This is a genomic window from Saccharopolyspora sp. NPDC002686, from assembly GCF_040295745.1.
GTDB lineage: Bacteria > Actinomycetota > Actinomycetes > Mycobacteriales > Pseudonocardiaceae > Saccharopolyspora > Saccharopolyspora oryzae.
The window spans coordinates 1-20050 of record NZ_JBEOVY010000119.1; the positions used below are offsets into that span (position 1 = coordinate 1).

The following is a 20050-nucleotide window of genomic DNA, read 5'->3' on the forward strand; positions in this document are numbered from 1 at the left end:
GCGGCGGCAGCATCCTCGGCGACAAGACCCGGTTGGGCAAGCTCGCCAGCGACCCGGCCGCGTTCGTGCGGCCGTCGCCGTCGGCGGGCACGCTCGGCGGGGTCGCGCGCGCGACGCGGGAGACCATCGTGCTGATGGAGGCCGCCGGTTTCGACGTGGTGCTGGTGGAAACGGTCGGTGTCGGCCAGTCCGAGGTGACGGTGGCGGGCATGGTGGACTGCTTCCTGCTGCTGTCCCTGGCGCGCACCGGCGACCAGCTGCAGGGCATCAAGAAGGGCGTCCTGGAGCTGGCCGACATCATCGCGGTCAACAAGGCCGACGGCGATCACGCGGCCGAAGCCCGCAAGGCCGCCCGCGAACTCCGCGGCGCCCTGCGCCTGCTCACCCCGATCAGCGCCAGCTGGACGCCGCCGGTGCTGACCTGCAGCGGTCTGCAGGGCCTCGGCCTGGACTCGCTGTGGGAGCAGGTCGAGCAGCACCGGGAGGCGCTGACCGAGACCGGCGAGTTCGCGGACAAGCGCAGCCGCCAGCAGGTCGAGTGGACCTGGGCGCTGGTGCGCGACCAGCTCATGTCCGAGCTGACGCACCACCCGGGAGTCAGCCAGATCCTCGGCGAGGTGGAATCCCAGGTGCGGGCGGGAGAACTGACCGCAGGACTGGCCGCGGAACGGCTGCTCGACGCGTTCCGGAGCAGTTCCTAGTCGGCGACTTCCCGGGTGTCCGGTACGAATCGCCACCAACGGCGCTGCTGCTCATCCGGCACTTCTCCGTCGACGAGCCGCCACCTGGGAAATCTCCGCAGCCAATCCTGATCGGTCGCACGGTCAGGTGCGAGGGTCCAGGCCTCGGAGAGGTCCAGCTCCTCCAGCTGGGCTTGGTCGAACCACGGCACGTCCCAGAACTCCGCCTCGCAGAACGAAGTCGTGCCCTGGAACCGCGCCAGACCGAACGAGGCGGTGTCCTGGAAGTGCGCTCCCGCGAAGGACGCCCCGCAGCGGAACTCCGCATCACCGAACGATGCCGCGTCGCCGAACTCCACCTCCCGGAACGAAATCACGTCTCGGAAGTCAACCTGCCGGAACGAACACGTACCGCTGAACTTCCCCTCGGAGAAAGAGGCCGGATCGTGGAAAACGCTCTCGTCGAAGGAAACCGCGCCGTCGAACTCCGCCGTGCGGCATGAAACCTCACCGAGGAACTCCACCTCGCCGAACCCGGCCCTCTCATGGAACCGAGCTCCGTCGAACGAAGCCGCACCGCGAAACCTGGCTTTGCGGAACGAAGCCGCACCCCCGAACTCCACTTGCCGGAAGGAAGCGTCGCGGCTGAACACCGCTCCGTCGAACAAAGCGCTGCGGATGCGGCAGGCCTCCATGCCCCACGTGACGAGCATGGCTCCGGTCAGGTCCAGATCCATATCGGCCCAGAACTTCGAATCCGCTCCGGGACGGAGGTGAGCGGTGAGCAGGCGTTGTGCGGTGAGCCGCACCTGGAGTTCCTGACGTTGTTCGTCCCGTTCCTCCGCGCCGGTCGTGTCGGGATTGGCGAACGGCATGCGCAGGTAGGCGCACAGGAGGTCCACGACCGTCTGCCGGTGGCCGGGGTTGTCCTGGGCGAGCCGTTCGAGCGCGTGGAGTGCCGCCAGGCGCACCGGGGCCTTGTCCGATCCCAGTTGCTCCGCGGCGGAGGAGTAGAGCTCGGTGATCCGCCTTTCCACGGCATCGTGGCGGGCGTCGTCAGCGGCGCGTTCCTTCTGCGCAAGATCCCGCTCGTTCTGAGCCAGCTGCAGTTCGGTGGCGCGTTGCCGCCGTGCGGCGAGCAGCAGCGCAGCCGCACCGCCGGTGCCGACCACGATGCCGCCGGCCAGCTTGATGATCTCCAGGCGGACCTTGTCCTGCGGGCTTCCGGCTCCGAACAGGGCGAGCAGCGTCCACATCGAGACCGCCGCCACCACCAGCAGCACCAGCGCCCCGATCCAGATCGACCGGGCGGGCATCACGGAAACGCGCCCGACTTCCCGCCCCGGCCACTTCCACCACGAACCGATCATGCCGATGAGCATGCCACCGACCGCGCGAGCACGGCGCCGGATCGGGTTCGGCCGATACCGTGGACGACATGGACTTCAGCGCAACCAGCACGCGGCTGCCCGACGACGTCGCGCTGATCTCCGTCAGCGGCGAGATCGACGTCTACACCGCGCCCGCGCTGCGGGAACGGTTGATCGACGCGGCGAACGACGGTGCCACCCGGTTGATCGTGGACCTCACCCGGGTCGACTTCATGGACAGCACGGCGCTCGGCGTTCTGGTCGGTGCTCTGAAGCGGATGCGCACCAACGACGGCGACCTGGTTCTGGTGTGCACCGCGGAGCGGCTGCTCAGGCTCTTCCGGATCACCCGCCTGAACGAACTGCTCCCCATCGTGCCCGATCTCCCCTCGGCGCGCTCTTGGCGCGCGCCCGACGCGTTCCGGAAATCCTGAGATCCGAAGCAACCCCGGTGCCCCGGCGCACGTCCCACGGTGGACTGCTCGAACGTCCGGAAGGGTGAAAGTGCGCCACCAGCGAACCACCATCGCCGTGCTCTCCGCCGTCGCGCTCAGCGTCGGTCTCAGCTCCTGCGCGTCGGGCGCTTCGGCCCCCACTCCGACCAACGGCGGGCAGCGGGGCATCGCCGTGGGCGAGCCGAACCCGAACCAGCCGGAACGGGAAACCTCGGAGTCCGCTGAATCCTCCGAGCAGTCGGGCAACGGGCAGCCCGAGGAACACCCCGGTGAGGGAACGGGTTTCGGCAAGTGCACGGCCGACGCGCTGTCGGTGCGCGTCGAGCACCACGGTGACGAGGACGTGGCCCGCGAGGCCGACCTGTTCATCGCCAACGTCGGCACCGAGGCCTGCAACCTGGGCGGATTCCCGGAGCTGAAGTTCTACGACGCGGGCCACCAGCAGCTCAGCATCCCCACCAGCCAGAGCGGTTCGACGCAGGAGCTGCTGGAGATCAAGCCCGGTGAGCGGTTCACCGCGCCGCTGGGCTGGTCGTCGAGCCCGGAGTCCTCGCCCTGCCTCGAGCCGAAGACCGTCGCCGTGTACCCGCCGAACACCTCCGACGCCAAGGAAACCCCGTGGACCGGCGGCAGCGTGTGCGCCAAGGGTGTGTCGATCTCCCCGTACGGGCGGGCGTGATCCCGGCTGGAGTCCACTCGGGACTGGAGCGGATACTGGGACCGCACTGACCTCGACCGGAAGCGATGGACCATGCGGATCAGCGTTGACGCCAACTCCGACGTGCCGCCCTTCGAGCAGGTGCGGTCGACCATCGCCGAGCAGATCCGCAGCGGCGAGCTGGCGGTGGGTACCAAGCTCCCGACCGTCCGAGCCCTCGCCGCGGACCTGGGCATCGCGGCCAACACGGCGGCCAAGGCCTACCGCGAGCTGGAGCAGGTCGGCCTGATCGAAACCCGGGGCCGCGCAGGCACTTTCGTCTCCGACGCGGGCGACCAGTCAGCGGCCCGAGCGGCCGAAGCAGCAGCCACCTACGCCCAGATCACCCACGCCCTGGGAATCCCCGCCGACGAAGCCCTCGCGATCGTCCGAGCAGCGTTGAAGGCCTGAGCTCAGGCAACGACCGCGAGCAGCGCCGTCACCGCCTCGACCAGGGCAGGATCGCCCTCCGCGTCTGCTCGTCGGCGGGCTTCGGCAACGGTGATTCCCCTGGTCGCGAGCCGCCACAGATCGTCCGGTCGCATGGTGACCGTCGCCCCGGCGCTGAGCTCAGTCTCGTCACCGGCCATCCGCCAGCGCCCCTCGTCGGATACCGCCTGCCAGGTTCCTCCTGACGGGCCGGTGACGACGACTCGGACCGCCGTGCCGTGCGGTCGTTCGACTTCGCGCAGCGCGTGCGGCAATCCTCGCAAGAACGTGTCCAGCACGGGGTGCACGAGCTCCGGCTGATCGGCGCCCGGTCGTCCCACCGCGTCCCGGATCTGCTGCTGGTGCACCCAGAACTCGGTGTACTCGCGGGCGATGTCCAGCCAGGCCGGGCTCGGGCCCGGACCCGCCCAGGACACGTCCAGCGGAGCAGGTGCGGTGAGGTCGAAGCCCGCCCACAGCCGGTCCAGCTCCGGGCCGAGGTGCCCCAGCAGCTCGATCATCAACTCGGGACTGCACTGGCGCGCGGCCCGGACGAATTCGTCGTTGGTGCGGGCCAAGTAGGACGGAAGGGTCTCGTCGTTGGCGAAAGTCGCCCCGGCGAACCCGTCCCGACTCCCGGAAATCCGCCGCACGTAGTCGTTCAGGACATGCCCGACCACGTCGTGCACGTCCCAACCCGGGCACACCGTCTCCCTCGCCCAGTCCTCGGCACTCAGCGACCTCAGCAGCGCGAGCAGCTCCGCCCGCTCCCGGACGAACAAGGGACGAACATCCAGCACGGGCCCGAATCTCGTCATGCCGGGATGCTCCCACCCCCGCCCCGCAACAGCCATCGAATTAGCTGTGGTGTCCAGGGACTTCGTTCCTCCGCGCGCAATGACATCGCGCTGACGCACAGGCAACCGTCCAGGAACATCGCCATCCAGCCCATGTAGAGTCCACGCCATGTCGAGTCCCGAGTCAGACACGTCTGGGGCTGCCGGTCACACCGTCAGCCCCGTGAACTGCTAAGCGCCCCAGCCCCGCACGGGGGTGTCTGGCGTACTCCGGGCCGCTGGCCGTGGTGACGAGAAGACCACGTTCGATCTCTCACCTCGGAGCACTCGATGCCTTTCGCTCTCCACGTGCTTGCCCTAGCGGTCTTCGTCATGGGCACCTCGGAGTTCATGCTCGCGGGATTGCTCCCCGCGATTGCAACCGATCTCGACGTCACCGTCGGCACAGCAGGTCTGCTGACCTCCGCATTCGCCATCGGAATGGTCGTCGGCGCGCCGATGATGGCCGCGTTCGCTCGTCGGTGGCCGCCACGGCTCACGTTGCTCGTCTGCCTGCTCGTGTTCTCGAGCTGCCACGTCGTTGGAGCGATCACACCTGTGTTCCCGCTCCTCCTCGTCACCCGTGTGATCAGTGCGCTCGCGAACGCCGGAATCCTTGCCGTCGCACTGAGCACCGCAACCGCTCTCGTGCCCGGAAATCGCAAAGGGCGAGCCCTGTCGATCCTGCTGTCCGGCACGACGATCGCGAATGTCGCGGGCGTGCCTGCCGGGGCGCTGCTCGGCATCGCGATGGGATGGCGCACGACGTTCTGGGCAATTGCCCTCCTCTGCATTCCTGCGGCCATCGGGATTCTTCGAGAAGTCGCGAACAAGCCCGGCCAGATGGCGACCAAGGCCGTCTCGCCGAAGCTCCTGGCCGAGCTCGGCCAGTTGGGCTCGCCTCGGCTCGTCCTCGCGATGACGCTCGGCGCACTGGTCAACGGCGGCACCTTCGCAGCTTTCACCTTCCTAGCACCCGTCGTGACCGGGATTGCGGGGCTGGCTGATGGGTGGATCTCCATCGCGCTGGTGATGTTCGGCGTCGGATCGTTCCTCGGTGTCACGATCGCAGGGCGGCTGTCGGATCAACGGCCTGGCCTCGTGCTCGCTGTCGGTGGACCGCTTCTGCTGGCGGGGTGGGTCGTGCTGGCGTTGTTCGCGTCGCATCCCGTGCTTCTCATCGTTCTGGTTCTCGTTCAGGGAATGCTGTCGTTCGGTGTCGGCAGCACCCTGATCACACGGGTCCTCTACGCCGCCTCGGGCGCGCCGACGATGGGTGGTTCATACGCGACCGCCGCGCTGAACATCGGAGCCGCTGCTGGGCCTGCTCTCGGTGCGTTCGGTCTCGCAACCGGGCTGGGAACGCTCGCTCCTGTGTGGGTCGCTTCCGTTCTGACGGCGGTAGCTCTCGTCATCACGCTCCTGTCGGGACACGCGCTCGTCGAGCGGTGAGCCGACTGGTCAGCCGACCTCTTCCTGCAGCCCTCGCATGGTGTTGATCTCGTCTTGTTGGGTCACCAGGACGTCTTGGGCCATCGCGTGGACCTGTTCCTCGCGGCCCTTGGTCATGATGTCGGTGGCCATCGTCAGGGCGCCCTCGTGGTGGGCGATCATCAGCTGCAGGAAGAGCCGGTCGAAGTCGGCGCCGGTGGAATTGCCCAGCTGGGCGAGCTGTTCCGGCGTCGCCATGCCCGGCATCGTCGAGTGGTCGTGCCCGGTCGGCTGGCCGTGCTGGCCGTGGCCGCTGTGCTCGTCATGGCCGGGCTGCTCGTCGAGACCGCGGCTGGCCAGCCAGCCCTGCATGGCACCGATCTCCGGCCCCTGCGAGCCACCGATGCGCTCCGCCAGCGCCCGGACCTTCGGGTGCTGGGCGCGATCCGGTGCCAGCGCTGTCATCTCCAGCGCCTGCTGGTGGTGCGCGATCATCATGCGCAGGTAGTCCGCCTCCGCGTCGACCGGGACGCCGGCCTCCGGCTCGACGCTCGACACCACCCGCGGCTGGTCCCCCGGTGCGCCCGGCAGCACCACCTTCGGCGATTCCGGCTGCTCGGCCGAACATCCGGCGAGTCCAGCAACCGCGATCAGCAACGCGGCGGTCAACCGGCGCATCCAGTCCTCCTCAGTTCCACGATCTCGTCCACCTTCCAGCACCGAAGGCGTTTAGCCCAGCGGCGCCGTCGCGCAAAACGAGTCCGCCAGATGGGATCCGGCGGCAAAAGCGGCCAACTGGCCTATTGGGTCCAGAACCGGGCAAAACAATACTGATCTCCGGCGGCGGTTTCGATGCGCCGCTGGTCGCAGCTGCCCTCACCAGGGGCGGTGACCGACCCGAGCAGCAGGGGTGGATGGTTTTGAGACGTACTCCCAGGTGGCGCACGTTGGGCGCGGCACTCGGCGTTGTGTCCCTCGGTTTGGTCCTCGCACCGGCCTCGGCCGCGACCCCGGCGCACGACGCCCCGGAGCCTGCGGCGGAGCGCACCGTCGCCGGGCCGACCGGTGACGTCCAGAAGAGCGACAACATCAGGCACGTCGCGAACATGCCGAAGCAGGAACCGTTCAACACGCTGAACGCCTACGGCACGGACATCGCCTTCAAGGGCGACCACGCCTACGTCGGCAACTACGACGGGTTCGTGGTCTACGACATCAAGAACCCGACCAAGCCGTCGATCGTCACGCAGGTGGCCTGCCCCGGCGGCCAGGGCGACGTGTCGATCTCGGGCAACCTGCTGTTCGTCTCCGTCGACTACCCGCGCACGAACGACACGTGCACCAGCGAGTCGACCACCGCGGCCGACCCCAACGGCTGGGAGGGCATGCGGATCTACGACGTCAGCAACCCGGCCGAGCCGCGCTACGTCTCCGCCATCTCCACCGACTGCGGTTCGCACACCAACACCCTGGTGCCGGACAAGGCGGGCAAGGACGTCTACATCTACGTCTCCTCCTACGGTCCGCGAGCGGAGTTCCCGGGCTGCCAGCCGCCGCACGACAAGATCTCGATCATCAAGGTGCCGCTGGACAACCCGGCCGAGCCGGTGCTGGTCGACGCGCCGGTGCTGTTCCCGGACGGCGGCAACCCCGGCAACGGCTACACCAGCGCGACCACCGGTTGCCACGACATCACCGCGTTCCCGGAGAAGGACCTGGCCGCCGGCGCCTGCATGGGTGACGGCGTGCTGTTCGACATCTCCGACCGGGAGAAGCCGCGCGTGATCAACCAGGTCCGCGACGACGAGAACTTCGCGTTCTGGCACAGCGCCACCTTCAACAACGAGGGCACCAAGGTCGTCTTCACCGACGAGCTGGGTGGCGGCGGCGCGGCCACCTGCAACGAGAAGACCGGTCCGACCCGCGGTGCCAACGGCATCTACGACATCGCCGGTTCCGGGGCGGACGCGAAGCTGGAGTTCCGCAGCTACTACAAGATCCCGCGGTTCCAGGAGGACACCGAGAACTGCGTGGCGCACAACGGTTCGCTGATCCCGACCAAGAGCGGCGACTACATGGTGCAGGCGTGGTACCAGGGCGGCGTGTCGGTGTGGGACTTCAGCGACTCGGCCAACCCGAAGGAGATCGGCTACTTCGACCGCACCCCGTTCGACCCGGGCAAGCTGGAGATCTCGGGTTCGTGGTCGGCGTACTACTACAACGGCTACGTCTACTCGAGCGGCATCCAGGACGGCCTGGACGTCCTGGAGATCAACGACCCGCGGACGAACAACGCGAAGAACGTCAGGTACGAGGAGTTCAACCCGCAAACCCAGCCGGTCTACCAGCGCTGACGCGGTGACGACGGAGAAGGGCCTCGCCAGGATCTGGCGGGGCCCTTCCCACGTCCGCGAGCGCTACTGTCGCTGCTGTGACCGACGATGGAGATGAGATCACCGCGGATCTGATCGCGGAGTTGCTCCGGGAGCAGCACCCCGACCTGGCCGACCTGCCCGTGACGTTCGGTGCTCGTGGCTGGGACAACCAGCTGTGGCGGCTCGGCGACGACCTCGCGGTCCGGCTGCCCTGGGCCACCGAGGGCGCGGACGAGCTGCTCCGCAAGGAGCACGCCTTGCTGCCTGCCGTGGCGCCGCGCCTCCCCTTGCCGATCCCAGTTCCGCAGCGCCTGGGCCGGCCCTCGGAGCGGTTCCCGCGCTCTTGGATCGTCACCACGTGGGTCCCCGGTGAACCTGCTGACCGCGCCCCCGCGACTCGCGGCGCGGAAGCGGCCGACACGTTGGCGGCCTTCCTGTCGGCCCTGCACCAGCCCGCGCCTGATGACGCACCGACCGGCCGGCACCGCCGAGGTTCTCCATTGGCCGACATCAGCGAAGATTTCGGCCCTCTCCTGGCGGAGACGACCGATCGCGGGCTGGTCCCCCACCCGGACGCCGTGCGCGAGGTCTGGGACGACGCGCTGGCCGCGCCCGCCTGGACAGGTCCGGCGCTGTGGCTGCACGGGGACTTGCACCCGGCGAACCTCCTGACGAGGGACGGAAATTTCTGCGGCGTGGTCGACTTCGGCGACATGTGCGCCGGGGACCCGGCCTGCGACCTGGCCGCCTGCTGGCTCCTGCTGCCCGACGGGGCCGTCGACCGCTTCCACCAGAGCTATTCGCCGGCTGCCGACGCGGCGACCCGGCGCCGCGCCCGCGGCTGGGCGCTGGTGAAGGCGCTCGTCTGCGCGCTCGTCGGCGATGCCGGAGTCCACGGCCACCCGGGAGGAAAGGCCACGTGGGGACCACCAGCAGCCGAGTCCCTGCGGCGCCTCACCGCCTCCTCGGTGCGCTGACCGGACGATGCGGATCCAGCCCGATCACCAGCGGAGCGATCAGTCGACGATGTGCCGGAGGTAGCTGTCCGGGTTGGCCAGGTAGCGGCGCCAGTGGTCGACGAGCCCGAGTTCGTCCCACCTCGTCCTGCGGGTGCCGTGCTCGCCCACCTCGACGATGTCCGCGCCGGGCGTGGCGGCCAGGATCGGCGAGTGCGTCGCGCACACCACCTGCGCGCCGGTCTCGCCGAGCCGGTGCATCAGCGCCACCAGCTTGAGGCAGGACTCGAACGACAGCGCGGCCTCGGGCTCGTCCATCACGTAGAAGCCGCGCTCCCGGAACATCGACTCGAACACGGTGAGGAAGCCCTCGCCGTGCGACATGGTCGAGGTGTCCTCCTCCCAATAGCCGTACAGCTCCAGGGCGCTGATCGTGTTCAGCAGCCCGAACGCGGTCTCGGCGCGGAGGAAGAACCCCTTGCGACTGGTTCGCGGTCCGGTGAGCATCCTCCGCCCGGCCGGGGTGGTCTCCAGCGCGAGCACCTCCCCCAGCGGGGTCTTGGGCCGGTCGTTGACGTACTTGCGGCCCGCCCGCCCACCGTGCGAGTCGAGCTTGAAGCTCTCCGCGAGCGCCTCGACCAGCGTCGACTTCCCCGAACCGTTCTCCCCGACCAGCATCGTCACCGGAGCGTTGAAGGTCAGACCGCGCTCGGCGAGCTCGGCCACGCACGGCACCGTGTACGGCCAGGTGTCGAAGGACTCCGGGCGCTGCGCGTCGGGGATGTAAGCGCGGTGAACGAGCATTCAGCCTTCCGATCAGCGTGGTGGCGTTCGCGGACCGGTGGGTCTCGGTCCGGATCGAGGGTCGCACATGCCCACGACACGACTCGCGCATCGTAGGGGCAGGGGGTGCCTTCCGTTGCACTTCGGGGAAATCGTCCACGTGCGGTTATCGCGAACACACCAGAAGTTGATCGTTTTCGGAACAACCCGCGGTTCGCTCCGCCCGTCTAGAGAGGCGCAAGGAAGATCCCCTCTTCTCAGGACGATTCGAGGAGTTCCACCGATGAACTACCGCCGCCGGGCAATCGCACTGGTAGCAACGGGTTTGGGCCTGGTCGCGCTGACCACGGCGGGTTGCGCGCAGCAGCCCGCGCCCCCGGCCGCCCCGCTGACCGTGGTGATCACCCAGCCCGCACCGCCGGACCCCGGCACCAGTGAGTCCACATCGGACACCGAGGAGTCGGGCACGGCGCAGAAGCGGGTGCCGAAGATGCACAACGCCGGCCAGCTCGTCGTCAACCTGCAGCGCTACGACGCCAAGACCGGCATGGTCGAGCTGTCGGACTGATCGGATCGGGGGCACCTCCCGAGCGGAGGTGCCCCTCAGCCGCCGCGCAGGAAGTCGGGGACGTCGAAGGAGCACAGCGGATCGCCGAAGTAGCGGCCGGAGGCGACTTCGGCGCCCATCTCGCGCCAGATCTCGGCCTGCTGCTCGCTGGTCACGCCGCCGACCCACAGCTGCGCGCCGCAAGCCCGCGTCAGGGGAACCAGGCTGCGGATCGCCTGCACCTCCGGCTCGTCGCCGGATTCCGAGTCGTGCACTATCGCGACGACCTCGTCGGCCAAGCGCACCGCGTCCACCGGGAGCTCCCGCAGCAGGCGCAACTCCTCCGGCGAACCCTGGAAGCCGTGCAGCGAGACCTTGATGCCGCGACTGCTCAGGAACCGGAGGTTGTCGCGGGTTTCCTCGTTGTCGCCGCGGACCGCGACCATCGGCAGGCACAGCCGCAGCCACTCCGGCTCGATGTCGCAGGAGTCCAGGGCCCGGTGGATCACCGCCGCCAGGTCCGGGTCCTGGCCCTGGTTCGGGCTCAACGACAGGTTCAGCTGCACCCGGTGCCCGTCGGTGTGCCACTCGCACATCTGGCGCCACGCGGTGTCGACCATCCAGTCCCGCAAGGACAGCGTCACCCCGGAGCGCTCCGCCAGGCGCAGGCACCCGTCGTGGTCCAGCGTGTCGTTCTCCGCGGTGTCCCAGCGGAGCCCGGCCTCCAGCCCGAGCAGCCCGGAGCCGTCGAGGCGCACCATCGGGCGGTAGACCACGTCGAACTCGCCCTGCTCCAGCCCGCCCGGCATCACCGCGGCCAGCTTGGACTCGATCCGCTCCTCCGGCGCCCGGTCCGGGTCGAACAGCGCCCACTGCCGCTTGCCCGCCGCTTCCGCGCGCCGCAGCGCGACGTCGGCGGCCCACAGCATGGTCGAGGCTTCCGCCTCGGACACCTGCCGCTGCACCACGCCGACGCTCGCCGAGGCCGCGATGCCCTGGTCGCCGACGTAGACCGGCTCGGCGAGCAGGTCGTTGATCAGCCGGACGACCTCGGGCACCGGCGGGGTCTTCTCCTGCTCCCACACCAGGATGGCGAACTCGGTGCCGCCGAAGCGGGCGACCAGCGCCTCCTCGTCCTCGACCAGCTGCTCCAGCCGCCGCGCCACGGTCTTGATCACCAGGTCGCCGACCTCGTAGCCGAGACCGTCGTTGATCAGCTCGAACCCGTCCAGGCCCAGGTGGTAGAGCGTCATCCGGGACTCGCGCGGGAAGTTGACCAGCGCGGCTTCCAGCCGGGTGGAGAAGTACTGCCGGTTGGGCAGCCCGGTCAGCACGTCGTGCAGCGCCTGGTACTGGAACCGGGCCTGCAGCATGTGCAGCTCGGTGATGTCCTCGACCATCGTCACGAAGTTGAGGGGCGCGCCGTTCGAGTCGCGCAGCACCGAAACCGCCAGGTACGCCCAGGCCTCCTCGCCGTTGGCGCGCAGCAGGCGCTTGCGGTCGCTGAGGCGCTTGGCGCCGCCGCCCTCCGCCAGCTCCCGGTAGGCCGCCGCCAGGTACTCGGCGTCCTCGGGGTGGAACAGGTCGTGGATGGTCATCGAGGTCAGGGCCGCGTCCCGGTAGCCCAGGGTGTGCTCCCACGCCGGGTTCACCTGGACGAACTTGCCCTCCAGATCGCAGATCGCGACCCCGATCGGCGTCGTGGTGAACACCTCGCCGAACCGCGCCTCGCTGGCCGCCAGCTCCCGGTCGGCCTTGAGCTTCGCGCGCAGCAGCGCCTTCTTCAGCGTCTCCTGCTGCACGAACGTGCTCTCCCGGTCCGCGGCCGCGTAGCCGGCGGCGATCGCCGCGACCAGCACCAGCATCCGGTGCACCTCGTCCTCGCCGAAGCGCTGCACCAGCGCTTCGCGGAGCAGGTCCAGGCTCAGCGGCAGGCTGGACTCGCCGGTGGCGTGCATCTCCACCAGCCGGGCGCCGACGTCGCGACCGGTCTCGGCCAGGGTTGACGGGTCGTCCAGCGCCGCGACGATGCGGTCGACCAGCTCGCCGAGCACCTCCTCGACGGTCGCGCGGGACAGCGGGATGTAGGAGGCAGTGCTCAGCTGCGCGGCCCAGCGGCGGGCGACCTCGGCCCGCCAGCCACCATCGCGGCGCTGGGGAACCAGCACGCGATGCGGCTCGTCCGCCGTACCCTCGCTCATCTCAACCGTCCAGCAACGTTCGTCGGGCGCTCCGCCCCAGTCACACCTTTCCTAACATCATCGTGGAACCGGCAGGCGCCCCCGCGCCCGCCTCATGGCTTGCGTCCCACCCCCGCGTAGATCTGCGAACCGCCGGGCTCGTCGGCGGCCTGCTCGGGCCGGTCGGGCCGCCAGAGGGCGGTGCCGACCACGCCCGGCTCCACCAGCTCGAAGCCGGTGAACAGCTCGGTGACCTCGGCGTGCGTGCGGGTGTGGATCGGGTCGGCGCTGCGCCGCATCACCTCGACGACACCGGCCATCTCGTCCGGGCTGATGTCGGCGGTGAAGTGCGACAGCGCCAGGAAGCTGCCGGGGGCCAGCGTGTCGCGGTAGCGGGCGATGATCCCCGGGGCGTCGGCCTCGTGCGGCACGAAGTGGAAGACCCCGGCCATGATCAGCCCGATCGGCTGGTCGAAGTCCAGCAGCCGCCGGGTGTCCGGGTGCTGGAGGATCGACTCGGGCTCGACCATGTCGGCCTGCAGGATGGTGGCGCGCTCGTTGCCGTCGAGCAGCAGCTGGCTGTGCGCGACGGCCACGGACTCGTAGTCCACGTAGACCACGCGCGCCTGCGGATCGGCGGTCTGGGCGATCTCGTGCACGTTGCCGACCGTCGGGATTCCCGAGCCCACATCGAGGAACTGCCGGACGCCGTGCTGTCCCATGAAGACCACGGCGCGGCGCAGGAAAGCCCGGTTGAGGCGGGCGACGTCCCTCGCGCTGGGCAGCGCGGTCAGGAACTTCTCCGCCAGCGCGCGGTCCGCGGCGAAGTTGTGCGCACCGCCGAGCAGGTAGTCGTAGAGCCGTGCTGCGCTGGGGACCTCTTCGTCGACTTCGTCGGGCACCCAGGTGGTGGCTGGTTCGGTCACGTCTGCCTCGCATTCGCACCGTTGCGTGTCGACCAGACTACTGGGTGACACCACCCCACCCCGCAGGGCGTAATCCCGATGCGATTTCCGTATCGATCGAGATCGTCATTCAGCTGATCGCGGGACCCCGTTTCCCCAGGTGCTGCGGGCGGTTTCGCGAAGCGGGGTGGCGGTCCCGCCAGGAACCGCCACCCCGGGTGCGTGCTTCAGTGCGCCTCTTCGAGGGTTTCGCCGTCGGCGACCAGAGCGTTCAGGGCTTCGACGTCGGCGTCGGAGAGCTCGACGGTGGCGGCCGCCGTGTTCTCCTCCAGGTGCGCCGGGGAGGACGTGCCCGGGATCAGCAGGACGTTCTCCGAACGGCGCAGCAGCCAGGCCAGCGAAACCTGCGCCTGCGTCGCGCCGTGGCGCTCGGCGATGCCGCGCAGCACCTCGTCCTCGCGCGCCCGGCTGTCCGCGAAACCGGAGCCCAGCGGGAAGAACGGGACGAACGCCGCGCCCGCTTCAGCGGTCTTCGCCAGCAGCTCCGCCGAGGTCCGGTTGACCACGTTGTACAGGTTCTGCACCGCGGCGATCTCGACGTGCTGCCGCGCTTCCTCGAACTGCTCGACGGACACATTGGACAGACCGATGCCGCGCACCAGGCCCTGCTCGCGCAGCTCTGCCAGGGCGCCGAGCTGATCGGCCAGCGAGATCCCGCGGTCCACCGTGTGCCGCAGGTAGACCAGGTCCAGCGTCTCCAGCCGCAGGCGGCGCAGGTTGTCGTGCACCTGGGCGCGCAGCGCGTCCGGGTGGTTCAGCGGCAGCCAACCGCCCTCGTGATCGCGGTAGGCACCGATCTTGGTGGCCAGCGCCAGGCCGTCGCCGTAGGGGCGCAGCGCCTCGGCGATCAGCTCGTTGACCACCCACGGGCCGTAGAAGTCACTGGTGTCGATGTGGTCGATGCCCAGCTCGACGGCGCGCCGCAGCACCTGGACCGCCTTCTCGCGGTCGGCGGGCGGGCCGAGCACACCGGGCCCGGCCAACTGCATCGCGCCGAACCCGACCCGGCTGACCTGGCGGTCCGCGGTCAACTGGAACACGCCACCCAGGGCGTTGGAAGCACTCGTCACGCCGCGATGCTGCTAGAAAACGCCACCCCGGGCAACGAGCGGATCCTCACACCCGCCCCGCCCGAGCCGGCCAGCGCCGCCGCGAGCGACTGCCGGGCCTCGCTGAGCCTGCCGCGCAGGAACCAGTACCAGGCCAGCGAGGTGACCAGCCGCAACGCCAGCTCCGGCGAGGCGTCGTCGAGCGCAGCGCGCAGATTGGTCGCCTCGGCGTCCAGCAGTTCGAGCCATCGTCGCTGGTCAGGGCCGCGCAGCTGGGCTTCGGCCTGTTCGGCGAGGGCTGCGTAGTGCTCGTTGCGCCGCTGCCGCACGATGTCGTGCTCCTCGGCTTCGCGCAGCCGCTGCGAGCAGTAGGCGGCGACGCTGTCCAGCAGCCGGTAGCGGAGCTCGCCGGTAGCCGATTCCGCCGCGACCACCAGCGAGCGGTCCACCAGCCGGGCCAGCAGGTCCAGCACCTCGGCCGGGCGGACACCGTCGCCGGAGCACACCGCTTCGGCGGTGGACAGCGTGCAGCCGTCGCGGTGGATCGCCAAGCGGCGCAACACGATTCGCTCCGCGGTGGGCAGCAGCTGCCAGCTCCAGTCGATCATCGCGTGCAGCGTCCGCTGGCGCTCCGGTGCATCGCGGTGGCCGGAGTTCAGCAGCGCGAACCGATCGTCCAACCTGGACTCGAGAGCTTTCGCCCCGAGGACGCGGATCCGGGTGGCGGCCAGCTCCAGCGCCAGCGGAATGCCGTCGAGGCGGCGGCAGATCGCCGCCACCGAAGCGGAGTTGGAGGTGTCGACGTCGAAACCGGGTGACGTGGCGGCGGCTCGCGCGGTGAACAGCTGGACGGCGGCCGAGGTGCGGACGGCGTCGACGTCGGCGCCCGCATCAGGCACGTCCAGCGGAGGCACCGGCAGCAGGGTCTCACCCGCGATGCCCAGCGCTTCCCGGCTGGTGGCGAGGATCCGCAGCCCCGGCACCTTCCGCAGCAGCCGCGCGGCCATCGTCGCGGCGGAGGTGATCACGTGCTCGCAGTTGTCCAGCACCAGCAGGACTTCCTTCGCGCGCAACGCGTCCACCAGCGGATCCGCCGTCGACAGCGCGGCCTCCTGCACGTCCAGCGCGGCGAGCACGGCGTGCTCCAGCGGGCAGGCGCCCGCCTCGGGCTGGATCCCGGCCAGCTCGACCAGCCACACGCCGTCCCGGAACGCCGCGCTGCGGGCCGATTCGATCGCCAGCCGCGTCTTGCCCACACCGCCCGGCCCGGTCAGCGTGACCAGCCGGGACGATCTCAGCAGCGCCAGTACCCGGGCGCTCTCGCCGTCCCGCCCGACCAGATCGGTCAGCGGGGTCGGCAAGTTGTGCGCGGCGGCGGGCGGGGGAGCGAGCGAGGTGTCCTGGGACAGCACGGCCTGCTGGAGTTCGACCAGCTCCGGGCTCGGGTCGATGCCCAGCTCGTCGGCCAGCCGTTCCCGCAGGTCCGCGAGGCTGGCCAGCGCCTCGTTCTGCCGCCCGGCGCGGTAGAGCGCCCGGACCTGCAGCGCGCGCAGCCGCTCCCGCAGCGGGTTCGCGGCCACCAGTTCGCCGAGCTCGCCGATGAGCGCGGTGTGCTCGCCCAGTTCCAGGCGGGTTTCGGCGAACTCCTCCAGCGCGTCGAGGTGCTCCTCGGCCAGGCGGTGGCGGGCGGCCTGCACGAACGGCTCGTCGGCGAAGTCGGCGAACGCCGATCCCCGCCACAGCCCCAACGCATCGGCGAGCAGTGCCCGGCGTGCATCGGGCGACGCCGTCGCGCGGGCCTGCGCGACGAGACCGCGGAAGCGGTGCGCGTCGACGGCGTCCCGGTCGACAGCCAGCGCGTAACCGGCGGGGCGGTACGTCACGAGCTCGCGGCCGATGGCCTTGCGCAGCTGGGAGACCTTCGTCTGCAGCGTGTTCGTCGGGTTGCCGGGGAGCTCGGCGCCCCACAGGGCGTCGACCAGGCGATCCGCCGACACCGGCCCGTCGTGCGCGAGCAGCGCGGTGAGCAGGACGCGGACCTTGGCCTCGGGAACGACGACCGGTTCACCCCCGGCGGTCCACACCTCCAACGGCCCGAGCACTCCGAAACGCACGACCTCACCTTAGCCAGCACCCCCGACCGACCGCCCTCGAAGCGGCGGGCGGGGGCCTACGGCCGCCGCGGCTTCAGCTGTGCTGGTGGGCGGCGGCGTACTGTTCGTCGGTGACCGGTTCGAGCCAGGTGGTGCCGTCGCTATCGTCGGTGCCTTCGAGCATGGCGATGTGGCTCATGCAGGTGGTGCTGGTGCCGCCGTGCCAGTGCTCCTCGCCGGGCGGGGTCCACACGGTGTCGCCGGCGCGCATGCGGATCACCTGGCCGTCGCGGTTGACGACGTAGCCGACGCCTTCGGTGACGTGCAGGGCCTGGCCGTTGGCGTGGGAGTGCCAGTTGGTGCGGGCACCCGGGGTGAACCGGACCAGGGCTGCGATCAGCCGCGACGGCGGCTGCGCCTTCTGGATCGGGGTGACGTGCACATCACCGGTGAATGCGGTGGACGGGGCCTTGGCGGTGTCGTTGACCTGGGTGTGTTCCACGATGTTCTCCTTGGTCGGGTGGGTTGGTCCGATGTGGACTCGTCACCGGTCGAAGACCTGCTTGGCGACTGCCATCGCGGCCATCGCCCGGGGCCAGCCCGCGTAGAAGGCCAGGTGGGTGATCGCTTCGACCAGCTCGGCCTCGGTGTTGCCGTTCTCCTTGGCCAGGCCGAGGTGGTAGACCAGCTGCTCGGTGTTGCCGTTGGTGGTCAGCGCGGCGACGGTGACCAGGCTGCGCTCCTTCGGGGTGAGTTCGGTGCGCTTCCACACCTCGCCGAAGAGCACGTCGTCGGTGAAGTGCACCAGCCCCGGTGCGAAGTCGCCGAACATCTTCTCCGCTCCGGAGGGTGCCCGGTCGGTGCTCTCGTCGGTCACGACGTCGTCCTCTCTGGACTGTCCTCTGTGGATCACTTGTTCTGGCGGGGTTGCCGGCCGACGGCTGCCGGGCTCGGCGCTGACCAGCGGCCGGGGGCCTGCGGTGCTCGATGTCGTCACGCCTCGAGGGAACGCCCACCTGCGTGAACGCGGGAGGTCGCATCGTTCCGGGTTCTGGCAGAACCCCCCTCGCCCCGGGGTTCGGTCGTACCGTTCATGGCATGAGCGCCAAGAGCAGCGAGGTCCGCGACTTCCTGGTCACCCGCCGGGCCAAGATCACCCCGGAGCAGGCCGGCCTGACCGTCTACGGCGGCAACCGCCGGGTCCCCGGCCTGCGCCGCGAAGAGGTCGCGATGCTCGCGGGCGTGTCCGCCGACTACTACACCCGGCTGGAGAAGGGGAACCTCGCCGGAGCCTCCGACGGCGTCCTCGACGCCATCGCCGCCGCGCTCCAGCTCGACGAAGCCGAACGCGTCTACCTGTTCGACCTCGCCCGCGCCGCGAACGCCGCTGGCCGCCCCCAGGCCAGGTCGGGGCAGCGCCGGCGGGCCCCGCAGCGGGTCAGTCCGATCGTGCAGCAGATCATCGACTCGATGACCACCACGGTCGCGTTCGTCCGCAACGGCCGCCTGGACATCCTCGCCACCAACCCGCTCGCCCGAGCGCTGTACTCACCCGTCTTCGACAGCCCCACGCGCACCAGCGAGCACACGCCACCCAACCTCGCCCGGTTCGGCTTCCTCGACCCCGCCGCGCACGACTACTTCCCCGACTACGACGCCTCCTGCCGCACCTCGGTCGCGATCCTGCGCACCGAAGCCGGCCGCGACCCCCACGACAAGGGCCTGTCCGACCTCATCGGCGAGCTGTGCACCCGCAGCGAGGACTTCCGCACCCGGTGGGCCGCCCACGACGTCCGCCTGCACCGCACCGGCGTCAAGGGATTCCGCCACCCCGCCGTCGGCGAGCTCACCCTCAACTTCGAGGCCATGCAGCTCACCACCGACACCAGCCTCACCCTCACCGCCTACACCGCCGACCCCGGCTCGCCCTCCGCCGAGTCGCTCCAACTCCTCGCCAGCTGGGCCGCGACCGAGCTCAGCGCCGCGCCGGGCGGTCAGTGACCGGCACTCCTTCCACCGCGACCCCCAGCCGATCGTGCGCGGACCGTGAGCGGGCCCGAGCAGGGTGGACGTCGACGGAAGGAGTTGCGATGAACCAGAAGACGGTGTCCGTGCTCGGGCTCGGAGACATGGGATCGGCGCTGGCGAGCGCGCTGCTCGCGGCGGGTCACCAGGTCGCGGTCTGGAACCGCACGGCGGCCAAGGCCGAACCGCTGGTGGCCAAGGGTGCGACCAGCGCGGGCACAGCCGCCGAGGCGATCCTGGCCTCCCGCCTCGTGGTGGTCTGCCTGCTCGACTACGACTCGGTGAGCCAGACCTTGACCCCGCACACCGACGTGCTCGCCGGGCGCACCCTGGTGAACCTGACCAACGGCACGCCCGGCCAGGCCCGCGAGATGGCCGCTTGGGCGGCCGACCACGGCGCCGACTACCTCGACGGCGGCATCATGGCGGTCCCGCCGATGATCGCCACCCCGGAGGCGTTCGTGCTCTACAGCGGCCCGAGCGGGGCTTTCGAAGCCTGGCGGCCGGTGCTTAACGTCTTCGGCGAGAGCAAGTACGTCGGTGACGACCCGGGTTCCGCGGCGCTGCAGGACCTCGCGCTGCTCTCCGGCATGTACGGGACGATCGCGGGAACCCTGCACGCCTTCGCCCTGATCCGCTCGGCGGGCGGCTCGACGCGGGAGTTCGCCCCGCTGCTGAACCGCTGGTTGCAGGGCATGAACGGCTGGCCGGTGGCGGCGGCGGAGCAGATCGACACCGGCGACTACGGCAAGGACGTGGTCTCCAACCTCGGCATGCAGGAAGCCGGGTACGTCAACCACTTCATCGCGGCGGAGGAGCAGGGCATCAGCGCCGAACTGCTCACGCCCCTGCACGCGCTGATGAAGCGCCGGGTCGCCGACGGCCACGCCGACGAAGACCTCACCGGCGTCATCGAACTCCTCAAGCGCTGAAACCCCTTGGAGAACAACATGAACCAGTCGGTCACCTTGATCGGTCTGGGGCCGATGGGGCAGGCGATGGTCAACGTCCTGCTGGAGGACGGGCACCCGGTGACGGTGTGGAACCGGACCGCGAGCCGTGCCGATGGCGTGGTCGCGCGCGGTGCCGTGCTCGCCGCGACCCCGGCGGAGGCGGTGGGTGCTAGCGATTTGGTGTTGCTGAGCCTGACCGATTACGCGGCGATGTACGACATCCTCG

The 20050-nt window shown here is 69.9% G+C and carries 21 protein-coding genes; 11 read left to right on the plus strand and 10 right to left on the minus strand.

The features are described from left to right. Positions 1-701, plus strand: a 701-nt coding sequence (meaB, locus tag ABTZ89_RS17575; protein WP_351045745.1) for a methylmalonyl Co-A mutase-associated GTPase MeaB, incomplete at its 5' end; no start/stop codon positions are given. Here meaB and ABTZ89_RS17580 read toward each other — a convergent pair. Continuing rightward, complete coding sequence (locus tag ABTZ89_RS17580) at positions 698-2050, minus strand: pentapeptide repeat-containing protein (RefSeq protein ID WP_351045748.1); 1353 nt, start codon at positions 2048-2050, stop codon at positions 698-700. The two genes, meaB and ABTZ89_RS17580, sit on opposite strands and share 4 nt — an antisense overlap. A gap of 68 nt (positions 2051-2118) precedes the next feature. Between ABTZ89_RS17580 and ABTZ89_RS17585 the strand changes: the two genes are divergently transcribed. The 3 genes from ABTZ89_RS17585 to ABTZ89_RS17595 all read left to right on the plus strand — a co-directional run bounded on the left by ABTZ89_RS17585 (position 2119) and on the right by ABTZ89_RS17595 (position 3613). Then, on the plus strand, positions 2119-2484 hold the full coding sequence (locus ABTZ89_RS17585; RefSeq protein ID WP_351045751.1) for an STAS domain-containing protein: 366 nt from the start codon (positions 2119-2121) through the stop codon (positions 2482-2484). 70 nt (positions 2485-2554) lie between these two features. Then, the gene (locus ABTZ89_RS17590) at positions 2555-3184 is read left to right on the plus strand and encodes a DUF4232 domain-containing protein (protein WP_351045754.1); all 630 of its coding nucleotides are present in this window, start codon (positions 2555-2557) and stop codon (positions 3182-3184) included. Between the two features lie 72 nt (positions 3185-3256). Next, a complete protein-coding gene (locus ABTZ89_RS17595; RefSeq protein WP_270949024.1) occupies positions 3257-3613 on the plus strand; it encodes a GntR family transcriptional regulator in 357 nt (118 codons plus the stop codon). A 2-nt stretch (positions 3614-3615) separates the two neighbouring features. Here ABTZ89_RS17595 and ABTZ89_RS17600 read toward each other — a convergent pair whose 3' ends face one another. Further along, positions 3616-4431, minus strand: coding sequence for a maleylpyruvate isomerase family mycothiol-dependent enzyme (locus ABTZ89_RS17600; protein WP_351045758.1), 816 nt, complete (start codon positions 4429-4431; stop codon positions 3616-3618). Between the two features lie 327 nt (positions 4432-4758). Here ABTZ89_RS17600 and ABTZ89_RS17605 point away from each other — a divergent pair, with 327 nt between their 5' ends. After that, a complete protein-coding gene (locus ABTZ89_RS17605; RefSeq protein WP_351045761.1) occupies positions 4759-5919 on the plus strand; it encodes a Cmx/CmrA family chloramphenicol efflux MFS transporter in 1161 nt (386 codons plus the stop codon). Positions 5920-5928: 9 nt separating this feature from the next. On the opposite strand, the gene ABTZ89_RS17610 is transcribed toward ABTZ89_RS17605, so the two are convergent. After that, a complete protein-coding gene (locus tag ABTZ89_RS17610; protein WP_270949027.1) occupies positions 5929-6576 on the minus strand; it encodes a DUF305 domain-containing protein in 648 nt (215 codons plus the stop codon). 236 nt (positions 6577-6812) lie between these two features. On the opposite strand from ABTZ89_RS17610, the gene ABTZ89_RS17615 reads away from it, so the two are divergent. Further along, a complete protein-coding gene (locus tag ABTZ89_RS17615; protein WP_351045764.1) occupies positions 6813-8252 on the plus strand; it encodes an LVIVD repeat-containing protein in 1440 nt (479 codons plus the stop codon). A gap of 77 nt (positions 8253-8329) precedes the next feature. Continuing rightward, on the plus strand, positions 8330-9250 hold the full coding sequence (locus ABTZ89_RS17620; RefSeq protein WP_351045766.1) for an aminoglycoside phosphotransferase family protein: 921 nt from the start codon (positions 8330-8332) through the stop codon (positions 9248-9250). A 39-nt stretch (positions 9251-9289) separates the two neighbouring features. Here the strand turns inward: ABTZ89_RS17620 and ABTZ89_RS17625 are convergent, their stop codons facing one another. After that, positions 9290-10033 carry an AAA family ATPase gene (locus ABTZ89_RS17625; protein ID WP_270949031.1) on the minus strand — a complete coding sequence of 248 codons (744 nt, stop codon included), beginning with the start codon at positions 10031-10033 and terminating at the stop codon, positions 9290-9292. A 262-nt stretch (positions 10034-10295) separates the two neighbouring features. Here ABTZ89_RS17625 and ABTZ89_RS17630 point away from each other — a divergent pair, with 262 nt between their 5' ends. After that, positions 10296-10580, plus strand: coding sequence for a hypothetical protein (locus tag ABTZ89_RS17630; protein WP_351045769.1), 285 nt, complete (start codon positions 10296-10298; stop codon positions 10578-10580). Positions 10581-10615: 35 nt separating this feature from the next. Here the strand turns inward: ABTZ89_RS17630 and ABTZ89_RS17635 are convergent, their stop codons facing one another. The 6 genes from ABTZ89_RS17635 to ABTZ89_RS17660 form a co-directional block, all read right to left on the minus strand. Then, a complete protein-coding gene (locus tag ABTZ89_RS17635; protein WP_351045772.1) occupies positions 10616-12760 on the minus strand; it encodes a putative bifunctional diguanylate cyclase/phosphodiesterase in 2145 nt (714 codons plus the stop codon). Between the two features lie 92 nt (positions 12761-12852). Continuing rightward, positions 12853-13665 (minus strand): SAM-dependent methyltransferase, encoded by an 813-nt coding sequence (locus tag ABTZ89_RS17640; protein WP_351045775.1) that lies wholly within the window; start codon positions 13663-13665, stop codon positions 12853-12855. Between the two features lie 206 nt (positions 13666-13871). Continuing rightward, the gene (locus ABTZ89_RS17645; RefSeq protein WP_351045778.1) at positions 13872-14774 is read right to left on the minus strand and encodes an oxidoreductase; all 903 of its coding nucleotides are present in this window, start codon (positions 14772-14774) and stop codon (positions 13872-13874) included. After that, positions 14771-16867: an AfsR/SARP family transcriptional regulator gene (locus ABTZ89_RS17650; RefSeq protein ID WP_351045780.1), complete on the minus strand. Its 2097-nt coding sequence runs from the start codon at positions 16865-16867 to the stop codon at positions 14771-14773. The genes ABTZ89_RS17645 and ABTZ89_RS17650 overlap by 4 nt, the downstream gene beginning before the upstream one ends. Before the next feature lie 73 nt (positions 16868-16940). After that, positions 16941-17348, minus strand: coding sequence for a (R)-mandelonitrile lyase (locus ABTZ89_RS17655; protein ID WP_351045783.1), 408 nt, complete (start codon positions 17346-17348; stop codon positions 16941-16943). A 42-nt stretch (positions 17349-17390) separates the two neighbouring features. Further along, complete coding sequence (locus ABTZ89_RS17660; RefSeq protein WP_351045786.1) at positions 17391-17723, minus strand: carboxymuconolactone decarboxylase family protein; 333 nt, start codon at positions 17721-17723, stop codon at positions 17391-17393. A 221-nt stretch (positions 17724-17944) separates the two neighbouring features. On the opposite strand from ABTZ89_RS17660, the gene ABTZ89_RS17665 reads away from it, so the two are divergent. From ABTZ89_RS17665 to ABTZ89_RS17675, 3 genes are all read left to right on the plus strand, one after another. Continuing rightward, on the plus strand, positions 17945-18847 hold the full coding sequence (locus ABTZ89_RS17665) for a helix-turn-helix transcriptional regulator (protein ID WP_351045789.1): 903 nt from the start codon (positions 17945-17947) through the stop codon (positions 18845-18847). After that, on the plus strand, positions 18844-19803 hold the full coding sequence (locus ABTZ89_RS17670) for an NAD(P)-dependent oxidoreductase (RefSeq protein WP_351045792.1): 960 nt from the start codon (positions 18844-18846) through the stop codon (positions 19801-19803). The genes ABTZ89_RS17665 and ABTZ89_RS17670 overlap by 4 nt, the downstream gene beginning before the upstream one ends. An 18-nt stretch (positions 19804-19821) precedes the next feature. Beyond that, positions 19822-20050: NAD(P)-binding domain-containing protein (locus tag ABTZ89_RS17675; RefSeq protein ID WP_351045795.1), on the plus strand; the 229-nt coding region annotated here is incomplete at its 3' end.

Excerpts from the sequence above, each read along its gene's own strand:
- ABTZ89_RS17610 (WP_270949027.1), bottom strand. The coding sequence starts at position 6,576 with ATGCGCCGGTTGACCGCCGCGTTGCTGATCGCGGTTGCTGGACTCGCC.
- ABTZ89_RS17630 (WP_351045769.1), top strand. The coding sequence starts at position 10,296 with ATGAACTACCGCCGCCGGGCAATCGCACTGGTAGCAACGGGTTTGGGC.
- ABTZ89_RS17635 (WP_351045772.1), bottom strand. The coding sequence starts at position 12,760 with ATGAGCGAGGGTACGGCGGACGAGCCGCATCGCGTGCTGGTTCCCCAG.
- ABTZ89_RS17615 (WP_351045764.1), top strand. The coding sequence starts at position 6,813 with ATGGTTTTGAGACGTACTCCCAGGTGGCGCACGTTGGGCGCGGCACTC.
- ABTZ89_RS17625 (WP_270949031.1), bottom strand. The coding sequence starts at position 10,033 with ATGCTCGTTCACCGCGCTTACATCCCCGACGCGCAGCGCCCGGAGTCC.
- ABTZ89_RS17580 (WP_351045748.1), bottom strand. The coding sequence starts at position 2,050 with ATGATCGGTTCGTGGTGGAAGTGGCCGGGGCGGGAAGTCGGGCGCGTT.
- ABTZ89_RS17595 (WP_270949024.1), top strand. The coding sequence starts at position 3,257 with ATGCGGATCAGCGTTGACGCCAACTCCGACGTGCCGCCCTTCGAGCAG.
- ABTZ89_RS17585 (WP_351045751.1), top strand. The coding sequence starts at position 2,119 with ATGGACTTCAGCGCAACCAGCACGCGGCTGCCCGACGACGTCGCGCTG.
- ABTZ89_RS17605 (WP_351045761.1), top strand. The coding sequence starts at position 4,759 with ATGCCTTTCGCTCTCCACGTGCTTGCCCTAGCGGTCTTCGTCATGGGC.
- ABTZ89_RS17665 (WP_351045789.1), top strand. The coding sequence starts at position 17,945 with ATGAGCGCCAAGAGCAGCGAGGTCCGCGACTTCCTGGTCACCCGCCGG.